15 protein-coding genes and 3 pseudogenes are annotated in these 17,444 nt (G+C 54.2%); 10 read left to right on the forward strand and 8 right to left on the reverse strand.

All coding sequences use genetic code 11. The features are described from left to right. The 9 genes and pseudogenes from NG99_RS29680 to NG99_RS10580 form a co-directional block, all read left to right on the forward strand. A pseudogene (locus tag NG99_RS29680) lies at positions 1-484 on the forward strand (hypothetical protein); the annotation flags it as partial. Further along, on the forward strand, positions 481-1,362 hold the full coding sequence (locus NG99_RS10540; protein WP_034891988.1) for a formylglycine-generating enzyme family protein: 882 nt from the start codon (positions 481-483) through the stop codon (positions 1,360-1,362). The pseudogene NG99_RS29680 and the gene NG99_RS10540, both read left to right, overlap by 4 nt. Positions 1,363-1,408: 46 nt before the next feature. Then, a complete protein-coding gene (locus NG99_RS10545; RefSeq protein WP_034891991.1) occupies positions 1,409-2,296 on the forward strand; it encodes a formylglycine-generating enzyme family protein in 888 nt (295 codons plus the stop codon). 32 nt (positions 2,297-2,328) lie between these two features. Then, a pseudogene (locus NG99_RS10550) lies at positions 2,329-3,020 on the forward strand (hypothetical protein). A 235-nt stretch (positions 3,021-3,255) separates the two neighbouring features. Continuing rightward, complete coding sequence (locus tag NG99_RS10560; RefSeq protein ID WP_034891997.1) at positions 3,256-3,735, forward strand: Hcp family type VI secretion system effector; 480 nt, start codon at positions 3,256-3,258, stop codon at positions 3,733-3,735. A gap of 133 nt (positions 3,736-3,868) precedes the next feature. Further along, positions 3,869-4,753, forward strand: coding sequence for a formylglycine-generating enzyme family protein (locus NG99_RS10565; protein WP_034891999.1), 885 nt, complete (start codon positions 3,869-3,871; stop codon positions 4,751-4,753). Positions 4,754-4,785: 32 nt separating this feature from the next. Beyond that, entirely contained in the window at positions 4,786-5,475 is a 690-nt protein-coding gene (locus NG99_RS10570; RefSeq protein ID WP_034892001.1) for a hypothetical protein, read from the forward strand. Positions 5,476-5,712: 237 nt separating this feature from the next. Further along, positions 5,713-5,877: pseudogene (locus tag NG99_RS28195) on the forward strand (type VI secretion system tube protein Hcp); the annotation flags it as partial. A 48-nt stretch (positions 5,878-5,925) separates the two neighbouring features. Then, positions 5,926-6,804 carry a formylglycine-generating enzyme family protein gene (locus NG99_RS10580; RefSeq protein ID WP_034892005.1) on the forward strand — a complete coding sequence of 293 codons (879 nt, stop codon included), beginning with the start codon at positions 5,926-5,928 and terminating at the stop codon, positions 6,802-6,804. Between the two features lie 155 nt (positions 6,805-6,959). Here the strand turns inward: NG99_RS10580 and NG99_RS10585 are convergent, their stop codons facing one another. The 8 genes from NG99_RS10585 to NG99_RS10620 are packed head-to-tail and all read right to left on the reverse strand — an operon-like array spanning position 6,960 to position 16,149. Then, a complete protein-coding gene (locus NG99_RS10585) occupies positions 6,960-7,808 on the reverse strand; it encodes a VOC family protein (RefSeq protein ID WP_034892006.1) in 849 nt (282 codons plus the stop codon). Continuing rightward, the gene (locus NG99_RS10590) at positions 7,789-8,964 is read right to left on the reverse strand and encodes an amidohydrolase (RefSeq protein WP_034892007.1); all 1,176 of its coding nucleotides are present in this window, start codon (positions 8,962-8,964) and stop codon (positions 7,789-7,791) included. Before NG99_RS10590 ends, NG99_RS10585 begins: the two co-directional genes overlap by 20 nt. 2 nt (positions 8,965-8,966) lie before the next feature. Further along, entirely contained in the window at positions 8,967-10,073 is a 1,107-nt protein-coding gene (locus NG99_RS10595) for an alkylhydroperoxidase domain protein (RefSeq protein WP_034892009.1), read from the reverse strand. 24 nt (positions 10,074-10,097) lie between these two features. Further along, positions 10,098-11,090 carry a putative FMN-dependent luciferase-like monooxygenase gene (locus tag NG99_RS10600; protein ID WP_034892011.1) on the reverse strand — a complete coding sequence of 331 codons (993 nt, stop codon included), beginning with the start codon at positions 11,088-11,090 and terminating at the stop codon, positions 10,098-10,100. Next, complete coding sequence (locus NG99_RS10605) at positions 11,090-12,712, reverse strand: dipeptide ABC transporter ATP-binding protein (protein WP_034892013.1); 1,623 nt, start codon at positions 12,710-12,712, stop codon at positions 11,090-11,092. The genes NG99_RS10600 and NG99_RS10605 overlap by 1 nt, the downstream gene beginning before the upstream one ends. Next, positions 12,709-13,563: an ABC transporter permease gene (locus NG99_RS10610; RefSeq protein ID WP_034892014.1), complete on the reverse strand. Its 855-nt coding sequence runs from the start codon at positions 13,561-13,563 to the stop codon at positions 12,709-12,711. Before NG99_RS10610 ends, NG99_RS10605 begins: the two co-directional genes overlap by 4 nt. Then, complete coding sequence (locus tag NG99_RS10615) at positions 13,560-14,504, reverse strand: ABC transporter permease (protein ID WP_034892016.1); 945 nt, start codon at positions 14,502-14,504, stop codon at positions 13,560-13,562. The genes NG99_RS10610 and NG99_RS10615 overlap by 4 nt, the downstream gene beginning before the upstream one ends. A gap of 10 nt (positions 14,505-14,514) precedes the next feature. Then, positions 14,515-16,149, reverse strand: a complete 1,635-nt coding sequence (locus tag NG99_RS10620; RefSeq protein WP_052130646.1) for a TIGR04028 family ABC transporter substrate-binding protein — start codon at positions 16,147-16,149, stop codon at positions 14,515-14,517. 285 nt (positions 16,150-16,434) lie between these two features. Between NG99_RS10620 and NG99_RS10625 the strand changes: the two genes are divergently transcribed. Next, the gene (locus NG99_RS10625) at positions 16,435-17,430 is read left to right on the forward strand and encodes an MsnO8 family LLM class oxidoreductase (RefSeq protein WP_034892018.1); all 996 of its coding nucleotides are present in this window, start codon (positions 16,435-16,437) and stop codon (positions 17,428-17,430) included. The last annotated feature ends 14 nt before the right edge of the window (positions 17,431-17,444 follow it).

Here is a 17,444-nt window from a genome sequence, read left to right on the forward strand (position 1 = left end):
GATTATTCAACCACTACAAACCGATTTCTGGGATGACGTTGCCAGTCCAGCGAGTCATGCAGAAATATCTTGTGAAGGAGGGACCACCTTCAGCGCCCGCAAACGCGCCATAATTTACGCCCTGCGCTGGGTACAGTCGCAGCGTGAATATGAAAATGTTATGCAGCATCTCTCAATAATGCCGGGGGAAGGAAAAAGAGACTGGCAGGCCAATGAACGGCGAGTAACGGCATTTCTGGCTCGAGGTGAGGAACCGCGAACGTATGGTTATGCAGGTTCACTGATCCCCAGTGCAAAAAATGTCACCATTGAACCCAGCCACTACGCTGAAAACCTGAAAAATCTTTACCTGCACCTACCGAAAACCCCTGCCATCCCGCCCGGTCACGTCCATATGTCGACCCTTCCTTTAAGGGAGGTACTCCCGATGTATCTTTACAGCTGTACGCGACTCATTGATTCCATGCACGGAGGTAAGTCATGACACGGATGCAGAATTGCCTGACGGCAGTGCTGATAATGATGGCGCTGGGTGGCTGCCGGGACGAGCAGAAAGTTAAAGCGGAACAGGATACGCTGGTTAACAGCTCGCTGGACAATATGGTGGCAGTGAAAGGCGGGCATTTTCAAATGGGTGACTTTGGCCCCCTTATTGGTGAAAAGCTGCCGTTCAGCGCGGATAGGGACAATAAGCCGCTGCATCCGATCGAACTGTCTGACTTTCGTATCGGTAAATACCGGGTGACATGGGGAGAGTTTAACCGCTGGCTGGTTATCCAGGGGCAGGGGCAGAACGACTACTATCAGGAGATTATGAATGATAAAGATCCTGACTACGCCCCCCTGAAGATTGCTCTTGGCGACAGTTATCCTGCCTCCGCCAGCTGGAATGATGCCCGTAGTTACTGCCAGTGGCTGGGACAGGTCAGCCATCGCCATATAGATTTACCAACCGAAGCGCAGTGGGAGTATGCGGCGCGCAGCCGGGGACAGTTCCTGATTCTGGCTAACAGTGATAATTACTGGTACTTCGAGGATAACAAAGCCCGCAATATCGCCCCGTCCACTGAAAACCGTCCGGTTGGCTCCTATGCGCCGAATCCGCTGGGGTTGTATGACATGCTGGGGAACGGAACAGACTGGGTTAAAGACTGGTATGCAGCAGATTATTACAGCCGCTCAGCCGGGAAAGATCCTCAGGGGCCAGAAACAGGAGAGAAAAAAGTTATTCGTGGGCGACAGGGGGCCCCCTCAGATTCACTCACTATGACCCGTGAGAGCATGAAGCCTGATGAAGTCTCGGGACCACCATCGAGATCCAGTGGTTTTCGCTGTGTGGAGAATGACCTGTCCATAAAGTAAGTAAAACAATAGAGACCAGATGATCCCATGCACGGAGAGATAAGTCATGACACGGAAGCAGAATTGCCTGACGGCAGTGCTGATAATGCTGGCGCTGGGTGGCTGCCGGGACGAACAGAAAGTTAAAGCGGAACAGGATACGCTGGTTAACAGCTCGCTGGACAATATAGTGGCAGTGAAAGGCGGGCATTTTCAAATGGGAGACTTTGGCCCCCTTATTGGTGAAAAGCTGCCGTTCAGCGCGGATAGGGACAACAAGCCGCTGCACCCGATTGAACTGTCTGACTTTCGTATCGGTAAATACCGGGTGACATGGGGAGAGTTTAACCGCTGGCTGGTTATCCAGGGGCAGGGGCAGAACGACTACTATCAGGAGATTATGAATGATAAAGATCCTGACTACGCCCCCCTGAAGATTGCGCTTGGCGACAGTTATCCTGCCTCCGCCAGCTGGAATGATGCCCGTAGTTACTGCCTGTGGCTGGGACAGATGAGCCATCGCCATATAGATTTACCAACCGAAGCGCAGTGGGAGTATGCGGCGCGCAGCCGGGGACAGTTCCTGATTTTTGGTAACAGCGATAACTGGTTTCACTATGAGAATGATGAAGCCCGTAATACGGCCCCGTCAGCGGAAAACCGCCCGGTGGGTTCCTATGCGCCTAATCCGCTGGGGCTGTACGACATGCAGGGAAACGGCACGGACTGGATTAAAGACTGGTATGCAGTGGATTATTACCATCATTCTTCAGCTAAAGACCCTGTAGGGCCTGCAAAAGGAAATAAGCGGGTTATCAGGGGGACACACCATGATGCGGGTGGCGGTTATACCATAACCAGAGGAAGTATGGCTCAAGACAAAGTACTGGGACCACCTTCCACATCAAGTGGCTTTCGCTGCGCGGAAAACGACCTGCCAACAAAGAATGAATAACTGGATTTAATGAAAATAAACAAGGAGCGGTTATGTACAACAACAATGAAGTCATAAGTCATTTGCAGACTAATAAAATTCTTGCATTAAAGCTCGAGCATGCATTAACTGGCGTAGCAAACGCCGTATCAAATCAGATTGAATCGATAGGCGCAGGCGCAACGCGTGCATTGTATTACACATCCTGCTTTAGTGATGAATATCAGGATGTATGCCAGCAACAAAAAAATAAGATATTCGCTTCAAAAAAGGTGTTATTTATCTTCTGCGACATGGCGATGTTGCGTATAATATGCTAAAAATATATTTTGAAGAAATATTAAAATATAAGACTTCCGAACAGCTGGAACACATCAAACAAAGGCTAATGGTTGTTAATATACATATTGCCGCCAGTTCGCTGACAAATGCTGGATTTGCTTTAGCAACAGCATCATTTGTCGCTGCAGGCATGAATTTAAGCCTCGAACTCAGTGAACTGGCAGGGCGAAGAGCGGGGCAGGTCATTGGGGTTATTGGCATATACGGCATTGTCCAGAAAGCAGCAGATAGCGCATATCGTCTTCATATTACTTATCCAGCTTACTACTCAGCGCTATACGCTCAAGAGCTGGAAATGATGTACTTCCTGATAGAACCATTGTTTGAGCGAGCTGAGGCGTTTAAAGCACAATGGGTATCGGATGGCGAAATTGCAGACATTATCACAAGGATGATTCGATAATCATGATGAATATTATTAAAAGGTTTTTCAGTCGGATATTCAGGTCGTTGATTTCATATTATGGCCCGGCAGTACTGACAATAATATTCTCTTTGGTTCAGGGCTTATTATATCCGGATGGCCCGATCTGGCCTACCCCCTTATTCTTTGTGTTTGTAATGGTTATTTTATCGATATATGAGCATGTAAAGTTAAAACGTTAGCATTATCGTAAATTTATTTATAAGGAAATTGTATGTCTACACCCGCACATTTATGGCTTGAAGATGAAAATGGCTCTCCGATTGTTGGCTGTTGTTTAATGCCGCTGCGCCTGGGCTCTGTTGAGTTAAAATCATTTTCCCACGGAGTAACTATTCCTGTGGATCCAAACTGGGGGAAACTTACGGGTACGCGCGTTCACCGCCCTATCACTATAGTGAAGGAATTTGATCAGACAACACCACTTCTGTACCGAGCTGTTTGCGAAGGCCGAACCATGAAGAAGGCGACAATCAAGATGTACCGTATTCTGGAATCAGGCATCGAGGCCGAGTATTTCAATATCATTCTTGAAAACGTCAAGTTCACAACGGTTGCGCCATATCTGTCCCCTAACGGTATGAGTAATACTCACCTTGAAACGCTCGAATTGCGTTATGAGGCGATAACCTGGAAGTATACGGAAGGAAATATTATCTATCGTGATTCATTGAATGAGCGTTGTTGTGCCTGACAACGAAGGGAATCAGAAGAGGCATTTGCCTCCTCTGACACTAATATATGTCGACCCTTCCTTTAAGGAAGGTACTACCCATATATCTTTACAGCTTTACGCGACTCATTGATGCCATGCACGGAGGTAAGTCATGACACGAATGCAGAATTGCCTGACGGGAATGCTGATAATGCTGGCGCTGGGTGGCTGCCGGGACGAGCAGAAAGTTAAAGCGGAACAGGATACGCTGGTTAACAGCTCGCTGGACAATATGCTGACAGTGAAAGGCGGGCATTTTCAAATGGGAGACTTTGGCCCCCTTATTGGTGAAAAGCTGCCGTTCAGCGCGGATAGGGACAACAAGCCGCTGCACCCGATCGAACTGTCTGACTTTCGTATCGGTAAATACCGGGTGACATGGGGTGAGTTTAACCGCTGGCTGGATATTCAGCGACGGAATCTGAGCGATTTCTATGAGGATGCCCGTGACAGTAAATATACATGGAAAAGCGGGCGGGAAGCACTTGGCGACAGTTATCCGGCCTCCGCCAGCTGGAATGATGCCCGAAGTTACTGTCTGTGGCTGGGACAGGTCAGCCATCGCCATATAGATTTACCAACCGAAGCGCAGTGGGAGTATGCGGCGCGCAGCCGGGGACAGTTCCTGATTTTTGGTAACAGCGATAACTGGTTTCACTATGAGAATGATGAAGCCCGTAATACGGCCCCGTCAGCGGAAAACCGCCCGGTGGGTTCCTATACGCCTAATCCGCTGGGGCTGTACGACATGCAGGGAAACGGCACGGACTGGATTAAAGACTGGTATGCAGCGGATTATTACCATCATTCTTTAGCTAAAGACCCTGTAGGGCCTGCAGAAGGAAATAAGCGGGTTATCAGGGGGACACACCATGATGCGGGTGGCGGTTATACCATAACCAGAGGAAGTATGGCTCCAGACAAAGTACTGGGGCCACCATCCACATCAAGTGGCTTTCGCTGCGCGGAAAATAACCTGCCAACAAAGAATGAATAACTGGATTTAATGAATATAAACAAGGAGCGGTTATGTACAACAATGAAGTCATAAGTTATTTGCAGGCCAATAAAATTCTTGCATTAAAGCTCGAGCATGCATTAACTGGCGTAGCAAACGCCGTATCAAATCAGATCGAAGCATTAGGGAAGGGAGCGACCCGCCTGCTGTATTACACGTCCTGCTTCACCGATGAATATAACGATGTTTGCCAACAACAAAAGACGGAAGATATCCGCTTTAGGGACGCTGTTTACAAGCTTATACGCCACGGTGATGTGGTTTATGACATGCTAAAAATCTACTTTGAAGAAATATTCAAATACAAAACATCAGATCAATTAGAACACATCAAGCAGTCTCTTATGGCTGTGAATGTCCATATTGCTGCCAGTTCTCTCACCAGTACCGGATTTGTGTTAGCTGTCGCCAGTGCTGTGCGAATTGGGTTAAATCTCAGTCTCGACATTAGCGCTCTTGCAGGTAAGCGGGCCTCCCGTGGTATTGCGGCGGTCGGGATTTATGGTGTTGTGCAGAAGGCTGCCGACAGCGCTCATAGTCTGTATATTCAATACCCTGCTTATTACGCTGCGCTCTATGAGCAAGGGCTGGAGATGCTTTACTTTCTCATTGAACCTGTGTTCAAAAAAGCAGGTGCTATCGAAGCACATTGGACATCAGATCATGATATTTCGAACATTATCAGCAAGATGATTCAATAGCCATGCTGGGATATATAAAACGTTTTTTACGGTGGCAGGGGCGGTTCTTCTTCTCGATCTATGGCCCTACCATGCTAACCATTATTTTTGCCTTGCTTCAGGCTCATTTTTTTCCTGGTAGTCCAGTCTGGCCAATCGGTGTTTTCTTCATAGCCGTAATGATTATTTTTGGTCGTTATGTGAAATGGTGAAGCGCTGGTCATCCCAAAATCTAATATTTATCGATAAGGAAATTTTATGTCTACACCCGTACATTTATGGCTTGAAGATGAAAATGGCTCTCCGATTGTTGGCAGTGGTTTAATGCCGCTGCGCCTGGGTTCTGTTGAGTTAAAATCATTCTCCCACGGAGTAACTATTCCTGTGGATCCGAGCAGGAGGAAACTTACGACTACCCATATATCTTTACAGCTGTACGTGACTCATTGATGCCATGCACGGAGGTAAGTCATGACACGAAAGCAGAATTGCCTGACGGCAGTGCTGATAATAATGGCGTTGGGTGGCTGCCGGGACGCTCAGAAAGTTAAAGCGGAGCAGGATAGGCTGGTTAATAGCTCGCTGAACAATATGCTGACAGTGAAAGGCGGGCATTTTCAAATGGGAGACTTTGGCCCCCTTATTGGTGAAAAGCTGCCGTTCAGCGCGGATAGGGACAATAAGCCGCTGCACCCGATCGAACTGTCTGACTTTCGTATCGGTAAATACCGGGTGACATGGGGTGAGTTTAACCGCTGGCTGGATATTCAGCGACGGGATCTGAGCGATTTCTATAAGGATGCCCGTGACAGTAAATATACATGGAAAAGCGGGCGGGAAGCACTTGGCGACAGTTATCCGGCCTCCGCCAGCTGGAATGATGCCCGAAGTTACTGTCTGTGGCTGGGACAGGTCAGCCATCGCCATATAGATTTACCAACCGAAGCTCAGTGGGAGTACGCGGCGCGCAGCCGGGGACAGTTCCTGATTCTGGCTAACAGTGATAATTACTGGTACTTCGAGGATAACAAAGCCCGCAATATCGCCCCGTCCACTGAAAACCGTCCGGTTGGCTCCTATGCGCCGAATCCGCTGGGGTTGTATGACATGCTGGGGAACGGAATAGACTGGGTTAAAGACTGGTATGCAGCAGATTATTACAGCCGCTCAGCCGGGAAAGATCCTCAGGGGCCAGAAACAGGAGAGAAAAAAGTTATTCGTGGGGGACAGGGGGCCCCCTCAGATTCACTCACTATGACCCGTGAGAGCATGAAGCCTGACGAAGTCTCGGGACCACCATCCACATCAAGTGGTTTTCGCTGCGTGGAAAACAACCTTCTAATAAAATAAATAAACAATACGAGACTCGTTCTCGTCGTAAAATTCTAAAAGACAGCAGTGTCGTTTTTACGTCAGCAAAGGCCCGAATTATCGGGCCTTCTTTCTAAAAGTTATGACGCTTCCCATTGATTGCGCAAGGACTGTATCCCTGAGCGCACTTGCCGCTATTGATGAAAGCGCAGGGCAACATCAAAGCCCTGCTGGGCGGAAACCACCACCGCCTCATTGGCTTCGCTGAAGTGCAGATCGCCCTGGCGCAGGGCGGTTTTTACCTTCTGCAAATCGTCAGTCTGGAAACTCAACGCCGCCATCAGCGCGGCACCGGTGTAATGCTCCGGTAGCGCATGGAAGCGGTGCTGGAAATAAGCTTCTGTGGCAAAACGCACGCTGGCCGCGCCAGCGGCTAACACAAATGCGCCTTCCTGACTGGCTTTAATGCTTGAGCTGCCAAACAGTCGGCTGTACAGCTGGGTAGCGGCGGCCGGGTCCTGCGCGACAATGACAAATTCGCTGATATTTGTTACGCCGTTGGGGTGGATCTGCCATTCAGGCTGCCAGACCGCTTCCGGCGTTAAATGCTGGCAGAAAAAGCTGCGCCCGGCGGGGATCAGATCTGGTCTGATCCTGACGGTGCGAAACTTCGCCTCGCTCAGGCTACCGTCTGGCAAGGTGACGGGACGATGAAAGGACGCGGGTTCGTCTCCGTCTAAATCCTGGCGCAGCAAATATTGGTAGTCGCGATCGGCCTCGTCGGTTTTCCACACCAGACCGCTCAGGCCGTGCGACGCCTGCCACAAATCGGCTCGCCGATCTCTTTTTCCCTCTTCAAAACCCAGCAGTTCAAGATAGTTTTCGCCAAATATGGCCAGATGATTGCTTGAGCCCAGCGAGTGGTGCCCACGCTCCGACAGCTGAAAACCAAGCCGACGGTAAAGAGCAAGGGCGCTGTCTAACTGCTCTGCAACGTTAATGACCACATGATCAAGTTCAGGCTTAGCTACAGGAAGAGGCATCAGTGAACTCCTGGTGGTTTTCATTCGCGACGATTTTTAACGCCCTGGGGGCCAACTGCGTGAAGTAATCGACCGCTGGATCGATAACGCTTTCGCTTGGATCAAAGCCAGGATGGTGCAGGCCAAACTCACTGGCGCTGCCGATGCTGACAAAAACGCCCGGAACATGATGCAAATAAAAAGCAAAATCTTCCCCGCCCATTTGTGGCGTAGCGGCAGATTCAGCCTGGTAACCGCACTCCTCAGCCAGCCGGAGGGCAAAATCAGCCCAGGCAGGCGTATTGACGACGGCGGGTGGACCTTTGATCCATTCCAGTTCGGCCTCAGCGCCGAACCCGCCCGCGATTCCCTTTATCAGCGCAGTGATTTTCTCTGGGATTTGCGTCCGTATCTCTGCATTGTGCGTGCGTACCGTGCCCTCAAGCTCAACGCTTTCTGGCAGCACATTCCAGGTATTCCCGGCCGAGAAACGGGTCACGCTAACAACCACCGACTCAAGCGAGCTGAAGGTGCGGCTGGGCAGAGTTTGCAGCGCCGTGACAATCTGGCTGGCGATCACAATCGAATCGATGCCTTCGTGCGGTCTGGCAGCATGGGCGCCTTTACCACGGATGCGGATGAGAAAGCGATCGACGTTGGCATAGAATGCGCCGCCGCGCGTTTTAAACGAATTCAGCGGCAGGTCCGGGGCATTGTGCATGCCAAAAATGGCCTGCACGCCATCGAGCACGCCGGCATCAATCAGCTGCTGCGCGCCGTTAAACGTCTCCTCTGCCGGTTGAAACAGAATGCGCACGCGTCCCTTTAGCTGCGCCTCCTGCTGCTTAAGCCGATACGCCACGCCCAGCATCACCGAGCTGTGCAGATCGTGCCCGCAGGCGTGCATCACGCCGGGACGGGTAGATGCCCACGGATGAGTAACCTGTTCTTCAATCGGCAGCGCATCAATATCGGCCCTCAGGGCGATCAGCGGTTCACCCTGACCGATTTCAGCAACGACGCCCGTGGTCAGGTCGAAGGGCAAAATCCGTACATTTCCCTGCTGTAGCCAGTCGGTAATCCGTGCAGTGGTCGCGAATTCCTGATTTGACAGCTCCGGGTTTTGATGGAGCTCGCGCCGCCATTGCACCAGTTGACGAGAGAGTGGTGAGGTCATAGTCATCCTTGCGTAGTTGACGGGAGATAGGGTTCGCCGAGCGTCAGCATCAGGCGGTTAGCCCAGGCGAAAAAGGCGCTGGACTGAATCAGATCGAGCAAAGAAAGGGTATCCAGTCCCACATCGCGAAGCGCGGAAATCTGCTGCAAAGTAGCCTGCGCAGGCGTCACCGACAGGGCAGAGGCCAGATCGATCAGCGCGGTCCAGCGTGCGGATTGTCCTTCCGCCAGAGCGTCGCCTGGCGCTACGTGGATCAGTTTTTCAACGGATGCATTCTCCTTTGACAGCTGGCTGGCTTTGCGAGCGTGAACGGAGGCGCAGTAAATGCAGCCGTTTACCTTGCTCGTCACCGTTGCCGCCAGCTCGCGTTCGGCTCTGGGCAGGCCGCCAGCCGTATAGAAAATACCTTTGTCGGTGAGCGTACGCTGTTCAAGCACCGGTAAATTACGCGCCAGCAGGCGGAAATAGTCTGAGTCCGTATGGCCAAATTTCGCCAGCACCACCTTTTCCTGCCCGGTGAATTCGGCAAGGGGTTTCGCCGCCAGCCAGGGCTCCCAGCCCAGCTCCTGCTGGGTGAAGGCGGTCGGCGCCGTTTTACCACTGGCGGTATAGGGAGCATCGTGCCACCGTCCCGCCACGGCAGGGGGCGCTTCGCTGCCAGAGGCTTTACCTTGCAGCAGGTTCAATCCCGCCAGCAGGCGGCTCTGAAAATTGAGAAAAGCCACCAGTTGAGCCACCGTCACAATGGCGTCGGTGCTCCAGCCCGCTCTCTGCAATTCAGTCAGATGCGCTGGCGTGGCGCTAACCGGTGAAAAAGTCAGGCGATGAGCAAAATCTTTCAGCACCTGATGGCGCGAAGAGTCAGAAAATGGCTGCGCCTGCTGGTGATAATGCGCCTGCAAAGCGGGCTGCGCATTCCACTCTGCCACCAGCGCCGCCAGCGCAAAGCGCTCGTGCAGCGGAAACTCAGGCTGTTGCTGGCTAAAAATAACCTCATAACTTCCCTGAGCGTGGCGCGTGGCGGCTTCCCGTACGTTCCGAAGCTGGTCGAGTTCAGACTCTGGCACGATATCGGCCAGCAAAGCCAGTAAATCATCAGCACTGGACATAGAATTCTCCTGTTTATAAGTCCGTTATAAGGTTCTGAGCTGCGGCGCAATATGCTGAGCAATCAGCTCAATGGAACGCAGCGTATCGGCGTGGGAAGGGGTGACCGAATGCACCTGAAAAGAAATATCGGTCACCCGTTGCAGCGTACTGTCCTGCAATAGCGACGCCTGTACGTGCGCGACGTCACCAACGTGGGCATCAAACTGAGCCAGTAAGGCATCAAAACTGTCGCCGCGCAGCAGGTGTCCCAGCGCCTGATACTGGCTGGCCTGGGCGCGAATACCCGGCCCGGCGACATCGCGGGCATAGTGATGGGAATCCGCCACAAAGGCGGTACGAGAAGCGAGAATTCTTGGCGCGATACCGGATGGGAGCGCCTCCAGATAGGCATCAATCAGCGGATTTTGCAGTACATCCAGCGGCAGTTCTGGCCTGCCCGTCGGGCGGGGCTGAGTGCGCGAAAGCATTAAACCGTGCCCGCTTTTTGCTGCCCGTACCGCACCTTCCACCGAGAAGGTGGCAATCCACAGGCGGTCGGCAAGCCGGGGAGCCGCAGGATAAAGATGATTGTCCGGGTGGCCGAGCGAGTCGCCGCGCCAGGCGCTGACCAGCGTATGCAGATTGTCGGCGAACGCGTGGCCACGCTCGGCAAACGTCAGGCCAAACGGCAGGAACGAGTCCGGCGTGCCGCCTGACCCCAATCCTACTTCGAGTCGCCCGTCAGCCAGCAGATCCAGCACGGCGGCGTCTTCAGCAACCCGCAGGGCGTTTTCCATCGGCAGCGTGATAATCGCCGTGCCCAGGCGGATACGCTGAGTATGGGCGGCAACGTGAGCAAGGAACAGCAGCGGCGACGGCAGGCCGCCTTCATCTTCGTGAAAGTGATGCTGAGCAATCCAGGCGCTGTCAAAACCCAGCCGTTCGGCATGCTGGATCTGCTCCGTTGCCAGACGGTAGCGCTCTTTTGCCGGGGCTTTATCCAGCAGGCGAGTAAAAAAGCCGATGCGTTTGCTCATCAGGCAGGCTCCTTAATCGGTGATAAATGTCCGGGAATGGCGGCGATCAGTTCACGGGTGTAGGGATGCTGCGGCGCGGCAAATACCGTGACAACGTCACCAGACTCGACCACTTCACCAGCTTTCAGCACGGTTACGCTGTCGGCGATCTGCCTGACCGTCGCCAGATCGTGAGTGATAAACAGATAGGTCAACTGCTGCTCAGCCTGCAACTGTTGCAGAAGGCTGAGAATCTGCGCCTGAACGGTGACGTCAAGCGCAGAGGTGGCTTCATCCAGCACCAGGATTGCAGGCTGTAAAATTAGCGCGCGGGCCAGCGCCACGCGCTGTCGCTGCCCACCGGAGAGTTCTCTGGCGCTTCGCCACAGAATCTCCAGCGGCAGCGCGACTCGTTCAGTTACCGCTTCAACACGCTGGCGACGCTGGTCGCGGTTCAGCGGCGCATAATTAAGCAATGGCTCTTCAATAATCTTAAACAGCGTCTGCCGTGGGTCGAGCGAAGCGAACGGATTTTGGTAGACGAACTGAATTCTGCGACGCAACTGGCGCAATGCCTCTCCACGCAGGCCGTTAACCACAATGCCATCCAGCGTCACCGTTCCGCTGTCAGGTTGCTCAAACCCCAGCAATATCCTCGCCAGCGTGGTTTTGCCAGAACCTGACTCACCAACAATCGCGTGGGTGGCGCCGCGCTTTACCTGAAAACTGACCTCGTTCAGCGCCTTCAGCCGCTGAGTCTTACTGAGAGCGAAGCCTTTACTGATGGCGGCGGCCTGGATCACCGTAGCGGAAAAGCGATTGTCACTGATGCTGGCTCGGGAGCGCGGGCGTGGAAGGGCATCTGCTAACAGCTGGCGAGTATAGGGCTGCTTCGGTGCATTGATGACCTCCTGAGTCCGACCAGCTTCCTGAATTTCTCCGTTGCGGAAGATGATGATCCGATCCGCTCGCTCAGCCGCCAGCGCTAAATCGTGAGTGACAAACAGCACTGCCGTGCCGGACTCGCGGCGAAGATGGTCGAGCAGATCGACAATGCGCTTTTGCACCGTCACATCCAGCGCGCTGGTCGGCTCATCGGCAATGATAATATCGGGCTTCAGGGCCAGCGCGATGGCGATGAGTACCCGCTGTTTCATCCCGCCGGATAGCTGATGGGGGTACTGGTTATACCGCTGCTGCGGATGGCTGAGACCAACGCGGGTGAGCAAATCCAACACCGTTTGCCGGTGGTTTGCAGGGCGAGTCGCCCGGTGGATACGCAGGATTTCCCCGACCTGATCGCCAATGGTTTTGACCGGGTTAAGCGAATTGCCGGGGTCCTGCGGCACCAGACTGATACGCGCGCCGCGCAGGGTGTCAAAGCGTCGGCGCGACCACCGGCTGATATCCTCGCCATTCAGCAAAATCCGCCCGCTGTCGCGTCGGCCATTTTCAGCCAGTAGCCCGATAATAGCCTGAGCCGTGGTAGTTTTACCCGAACCGGACTCCCCGACCAGCGCCACCATTTCCCCCTGATTAAGCTGAAAGCTGACCTGATGCACCACCTGTTGCCAGCGGTTAGCGCTGCGATAGCTCAGGCTAAGATTTTGCACGTCTAATAACAACGAAGGTTGTGAACTCATTCAGGCGCTCCTGCCAGCTGCTGGCTGATGCGGTTAGCGGAAAGCACAACAACGACCACCACCAGGCCCGGGAAAGTTGTCAGCCACCAGGCGGTGGCAAGATAATTGCGACCCTCGGCAATCAGTAAACCCCACTCCGGTTCCGGTGGCGGGGTGCCATAGCCAAGAAAGCTGAGGGTTGAAAGCGCCAGAATAGACTGGCCGAACTGAAGAGCGGCATAGGCAATAACCGGCGTCACCGCATTGGGGAGAATATGACGCCACAGAACCGCGAAGAAGCGCCCGCCGCTGCCAAACGCCGCTTCAACATATTCGCTATGGCGAATGCGCACCACCTCACCCCGAGATAAGCGGGCAAAGCTGGCTACTGAGGCGATGCCGACGGCCACGGCCGCATGAAGCGTGCCGAAGCCAAGCAGGATCAGCACGCTCAGCGACAGCAGCAGGGAGGGGATGGAAAGCAGCACATCAACGGCCCGCATAACCAGCGACTCCGTTTTGCCGCCGAAAGCACCGGCCAGCACGCCCAGCGCGGTTCCCACCATCAGCCCCATCGCTACGGCAATCAGCGCTGCCGAAAGCGAGTGTGAGGCGCCATAGATAATCCGCGCAAACAGATCCCGCCCCAGCTGATCTGTGCCCAGCCAGTGACCTGCCTGCGGAGGAAGCCGCTGAGCACCGGCAATCCCTTCAACGGCGCTGTAGCTGGTCAGCCATTGCGGGAAGAGCGCGGCACTCACCGCCAGCAGCATCACCAGCCATGCCAGGCATAATCCGGGCTGAAAGGTAAATCGCTGGCGACGGGACGGCACATTTTTCTGCCTGGTCGAGGCAAAATCAACCAGGCTCATGCGGCACCCCGACTGGCTGTTTGTAAGCGCGGGTCGAGCAGAGGCATCAGCAGGTCGACAAGCATATTGATCAGCACAAAGCCCAGCGCGGAGATCATCACTACCGCCTGAAGCACCGCGACATCCTGATTATTCACCGCCTGCTGCGTCAGCTCGCCTAATCCTCCCAGTCCAAACACCGTTTCGGTGATCAACGCCCCCGCAATCAGCTCTCCCAGCAGCAGCCCCGCAATCGTCAGGACCGGCAGCATGGCATTACGCAGAATATGCCGCCAGAGAATCGAGGTTTCGCTGGCGCCTTTGGCGCGCACGACGGCAACAAAAGGTCTGGTCGCCACGTCGTCGATGCTACGCAGCAGTATTTGCGCGAGCGGGGCGGAGATGGGGATGGCAACGGTGACAATGGGCAAAATCATGCCCTGCCACGGAGAGGGATTGATCACCGGGATCCAGCCCAGCTGGAAGGAGAACAGCTGGATCAGCGCGATGCCAAGCCAGAAGGTGGGGAGCGAGACAAACAGGACCGGCACCGACTGGAGCAGATTGCGCAGGATGCGCAGTGCCGGAAGGCGCGACAGGGCAGCCAGCAGAAAAGCCAGCGCCACGGCCAGAGCAAAGCCGCAGACCGCCAGGCGTAGCGTCCCCGGCAGATTACTCTTTAGCTGCTCGCTGACGGCGACGCCAGCCTGCACTGAATAGCCAAAATCCCCGCGTAACATAGCGAACAGCGTATGCAAATACTGCTGCCATAGCGGGCTGTCAGCCCCGTAAGCCTGGCGCATCTCGGCAATTTGCTGTGGGCTGAGGCCCAGATCGGGATTCTGGAACTTAATCAGCACCGCGTCGCCGGGCAGCACCTGTAGCAGAATGAACGACAGCGTAAAAGCGGCCCACAGAACCAGCAGGCCGTGCCCAACCCGATACAGCAGTGAGTAGTGCATGGCTGACTCCTTAATGCTTTTCAAGCCAGGCGCCGTAGAGAGAGGGGCGGCCCACGGCTTCAAACTTGACGCCTTTTAACCAGGGCGCGCCGGCAAAAACCTGAGGCTCTTCGAAGATCGGGATGACATAAGCCTGTTCCAGCAGATAACGCTGAACATCGCCGGTCAGATTCAGGCGTTTGGCCGGGTCAATTTCGGCTGAAATGTTGACTAACAGCTGATTCAGCTTGTCGTCGCGGAAGCTTTTGACCTTATCGCTCAATCCCCCTTTTTGCAGCAGGGCGTCACGGTTGGCGGGATAAAAGCTGCTTTTAATCACGTCCGGATCGGCGCGGCCAACCTCAGTGACATTCAGCGGGGTTTGAAGCGGGTCGAGGTTGTCCAGCGTTTTACTGCCCGCATCGCCAGCTTTGACCTTAAGCTCCACGCCGACCTGACGCCACTGTTGGGCAACCAGCTGCAACACCTCTTTGTTCTGCGGCTGCGGCAACGACTCATAAACGGCGAGCGACAGACGCTGTCCCTCTTTCTGGCGAATGCCGCTGGCGTCCGGCACCCAGCCCGCCTCATCCAGTAATTTTTTCGCTCTGGCCTGATCGAAGGTCAGCTGGTCGGCCAGGTTAACGTAACCGGCGGCGGTCGCGGCAACAACGGAGGTCGCCTGCGGGTAGTTAGGTGAAAACAAGGTCTCCACTACCTGTTTGGTATTGGTGGCATGGAGCAGCGCCTGACGCACGCGAATATCACTCACCAGCGGATTGTCCGGGCGGAAGCTAAGGCTGTCATTCACGCCGCGCGTCGGGGCGGCATAAACAGGGAAGTGCCGCTCCTGAGCCTGTTTTTCATCGTAAGCCTGAACCTGACGGATAAAATCAGCCTGGCCGGCCAGCAGCGCGCCGATGCGCACGCTGTCTTCCGGGGTGACGAGAATTTTGATGCCGTCGAGATTAGCAGGCCCCTGTTGCCTACTGTTTTTGGGGCCCCACTGATACTCTTTACGCCTGACCAGATCGACCTCACGCCCCAGCTTTTCGTTACTGACCACAAACGGCCCTGAACCAATGATGTGGCGGGCATCGCCCAACTGGTCAAAATTCCGCGCCAGCGTACTCAGCGAAACCAGCCCGGAGCCAATGGTCGCGGTTCCTTGCAGGAAGCCGGGAGAAGGCTTGCTGAAATAGAACTTCACCGTCAGCGGGTCGATAACTTCACTACGCTGATAATTATTAATGACTTCTGAAACCGGCAGGCGCTGGGCCTTATTTCCCAATCCATAGGTATCAAAATTCTTCGCTACGGCATTCGCATCTAGCGGCGTGCCGTCAGAAAACGTGACGCCGGGCCGTAATTTAAAGGTGTATTCGGTTTTATCGGCATTGGTACTCCAGCTTTCGGCAATCCAGGGTTCAACTTTTAACGTTTCCGGGTTTTGCCAGGTCAGCTTATCGGTTATTTGATTAAGGATGCCGCCATTGGGATAAAAGCCTCCGGCGGGAGGATAAAGATTGGTGTGCGCCTGCTGCTCAAGATAGATCAGCGTACCGCCAGTAACCGGCGCGTCGGCGGCGCAGGCCGCAGCGCTGCCGGTCAGGATAACAGCGGCCAGAGCGAGTGAAACGGGTGAGCGGGGTAAAGCTATTTTCATGATGAGATCCTTGATATTAAAATTCCTCAGCAGGCGTAAATCATCATCGAATGGTCATGCAATCAGGTGAAATAATGAATTGGTTAAAGCTTATCTGGAAAAAACAAATAGCGAAGTTTCATCCTCAGACCTCAGGCACAGAGTGGAATTACCCTGGCGGGTGAAAGAGGGAATTAATAAGTCTTATTGCCATTTTATAACTTCATATTTCACTATTTGTTGTTTTACGAATTATACAGGTCGCTCCACACTTATCTGGAAATTGAATGAAAGAGGAAAGGGTGGATGCCATATCGACTGAGTCTGTTAGATAAATCTCCGGTTGCATCAGGAGAAACACCCGGCGCCGCCTTACAGCGCACGCTGCAACTGGCCCAGCAGGCAGAAGCCTGGGGCTATCACCGTTTCTGGCTGGCTGAGCATCACAATACGGAAAGCCTCGCCAGCCCCTCTCCGGAACTCCTTATCGCCTGGATCGTTGCGCAAACCCGGCATATTCGCGTCGGCTCGGGTGGCGTGATGTTACAGCATTACAGCCCCTATAAAGTCGCGGAAAACTTCAACCTGCTGGCCTCGCTGGCGCCGGGGCGAATCGACCTTGGCGTGGGCAAAGCGCCCGGTGGCTTGCCGCTGTCCACTCACGCTCTGCAACTGGGGATCGATGCGGATAAAAAGGGCAGTTTTGCTGAACAGCTGCGCCTGCTGGACAACTGGTTACAGCAACCCGACAGCGGGGATGAAGAGAGCTTGCGCGCCACGCCGTTGCCTTCCCATCCCGCCAGCCGTTTCCTGCTGGGGGCGAGTCGGGAAAGCGCCCGTCTGGCGGCCGAGCTGAACTGGCAGTTTGTCTTCGCCGCGCACCTCAACGGCGACCGGCAGCTGCTTGAGGCGTCGCTGGAGACTTATTCACGGCTCAGTCAGGGGCAGCGCGCGCTGGTTGCGGTTCAGGTGGTGGCGGCGGATTCACCGGCGCAGGCCGATCAGCTGGTCTCCGGACTTCAGCACTTCCACGTACAGATTAAAGACGGGCCCGGCGTCAACGTCGCCAGTCTGGAACAGGCCGAGCGCTATGTGCGTCAGGGAGGCTTCAGCGACTACCGGATCGAGCCGCGTACGCCATCGCTGCTGAAAGGCACCGCGTCGCAGGTTCATGCGCAGTTTGAGGCGCTGCATCATAACTTCGGCATTGATGAATTCATTATTGATACGCCGGTTGCTGATACTGTCGCGCGCCGCAGGTCGCTGGAACTGCTGGCGACCCATCATCTGGTTGCGGCATGAGTATTGAACTGAGT

This window comes from Erwinia typographi, from assembly GCF_000773975.1.
Classification (GTDB): domain Bacteria; phylum Pseudomonadota; class Gammaproteobacteria; order Enterobacterales; family Enterobacteriaceae; genus Erwinia; species Erwinia typographi.

What these genes read in the sequence shown, in the direction of transcription:
- NG99_RS10625 (WP_034892018.1), top strand. Translation starts at nt 16,435, where the DNA reads ATGCCATATCGACTGAGTCTGTTAGATAAATCTCCGGTTGCATCAGGA.
- NG99_RS10605 (WP_034892013.1), bottom strand. Translation starts at nt 12,712, where the DNA reads ATGAGTTCACAACCTTCGTTGTTATTAGACGTGCAAAATCTTAGCCTG.
- NG99_RS10590 (WP_034892007.1), bottom strand. Translation starts at nt 8,964, where the DNA reads ATGACCTCACCACTCTCTCGTCAACTGGTGCAATGGCGGCGCGAGCTC.
- NG99_RS10565 (WP_034891999.1), top strand. Translation starts at nt 3,869, where the DNA reads ATGACACGAATGCAGAATTGCCTGACGGGAATGCTGATAATGCTGGCG.
- NG99_RS10610 (WP_034892014.1), bottom strand. Translation starts at nt 13,563, where the DNA reads ATGAGCCTGGTTGATTTTGCCTCGACCAGGCAGAAAAATGTGCCGTCC.
- NG99_RS10540 (WP_034891988.1), top strand. Translation starts at nt 481, where the DNA reads ATGACACGGATGCAGAATTGCCTGACGGCAGTGCTGATAATGATGGCG.
- NG99_RS10580 (WP_034892005.1), top strand. Translation starts at nt 5,926, where the DNA reads ATGACACGAAAGCAGAATTGCCTGACGGCAGTGCTGATAATAATGGCG.
- NG99_RS10595 (WP_034892009.1), bottom strand. Translation starts at nt 10,073, where the DNA reads ATGTCCAGTGCTGATGATTTACTGGCTTTGCTGGCCGATATCGTGCCA.
- NG99_RS10585 (WP_034892006.1), bottom strand. Translation starts at nt 7,808, where the DNA reads ATGCCTCTTCCTGTAGCTAAGCCTGAACTTGATCATGTGGTCATTAAC.
- NG99_RS10615 (WP_034892016.1), bottom strand. Translation starts at nt 14,504, where the DNA reads ATGCACTACTCACTGCTGTATCGGGTTGGGCACGGCCTGCTGGTTCTG.
- NG99_RS10560 (WP_034891997.1), top strand. Translation starts at nt 3,256, where the DNA reads ATGTCTACACCCGCACATTTATGGCTTGAAGATGAAAATGGCTCTCCG.
- NG99_RS10600 (WP_034892011.1), bottom strand. Translation starts at nt 11,090, where the DNA reads ATGAGCAAACGCATCGGCTTTTTTACTCGCCTGCTGGATAAAGCCCCG.
- NG99_RS10570 (WP_034892001.1), top strand. Translation starts at nt 4,786, where the DNA reads ATGTACAACAATGAAGTCATAAGTTATTTGCAGGCCAATAAAATTCTT.
- NG99_RS10620 (WP_052130646.1), bottom strand. Translation starts at nt 16,149, where the DNA reads ATGAAAATAGCTTTACCCCGCTCACCCGTTTCACTCGCTCTGGCCGCT.
- NG99_RS10545 (WP_034891991.1), top strand. Translation starts at nt 1,409, where the DNA reads ATGACACGGAAGCAGAATTGCCTGACGGCAGTGCTGATAATGCTGGCG.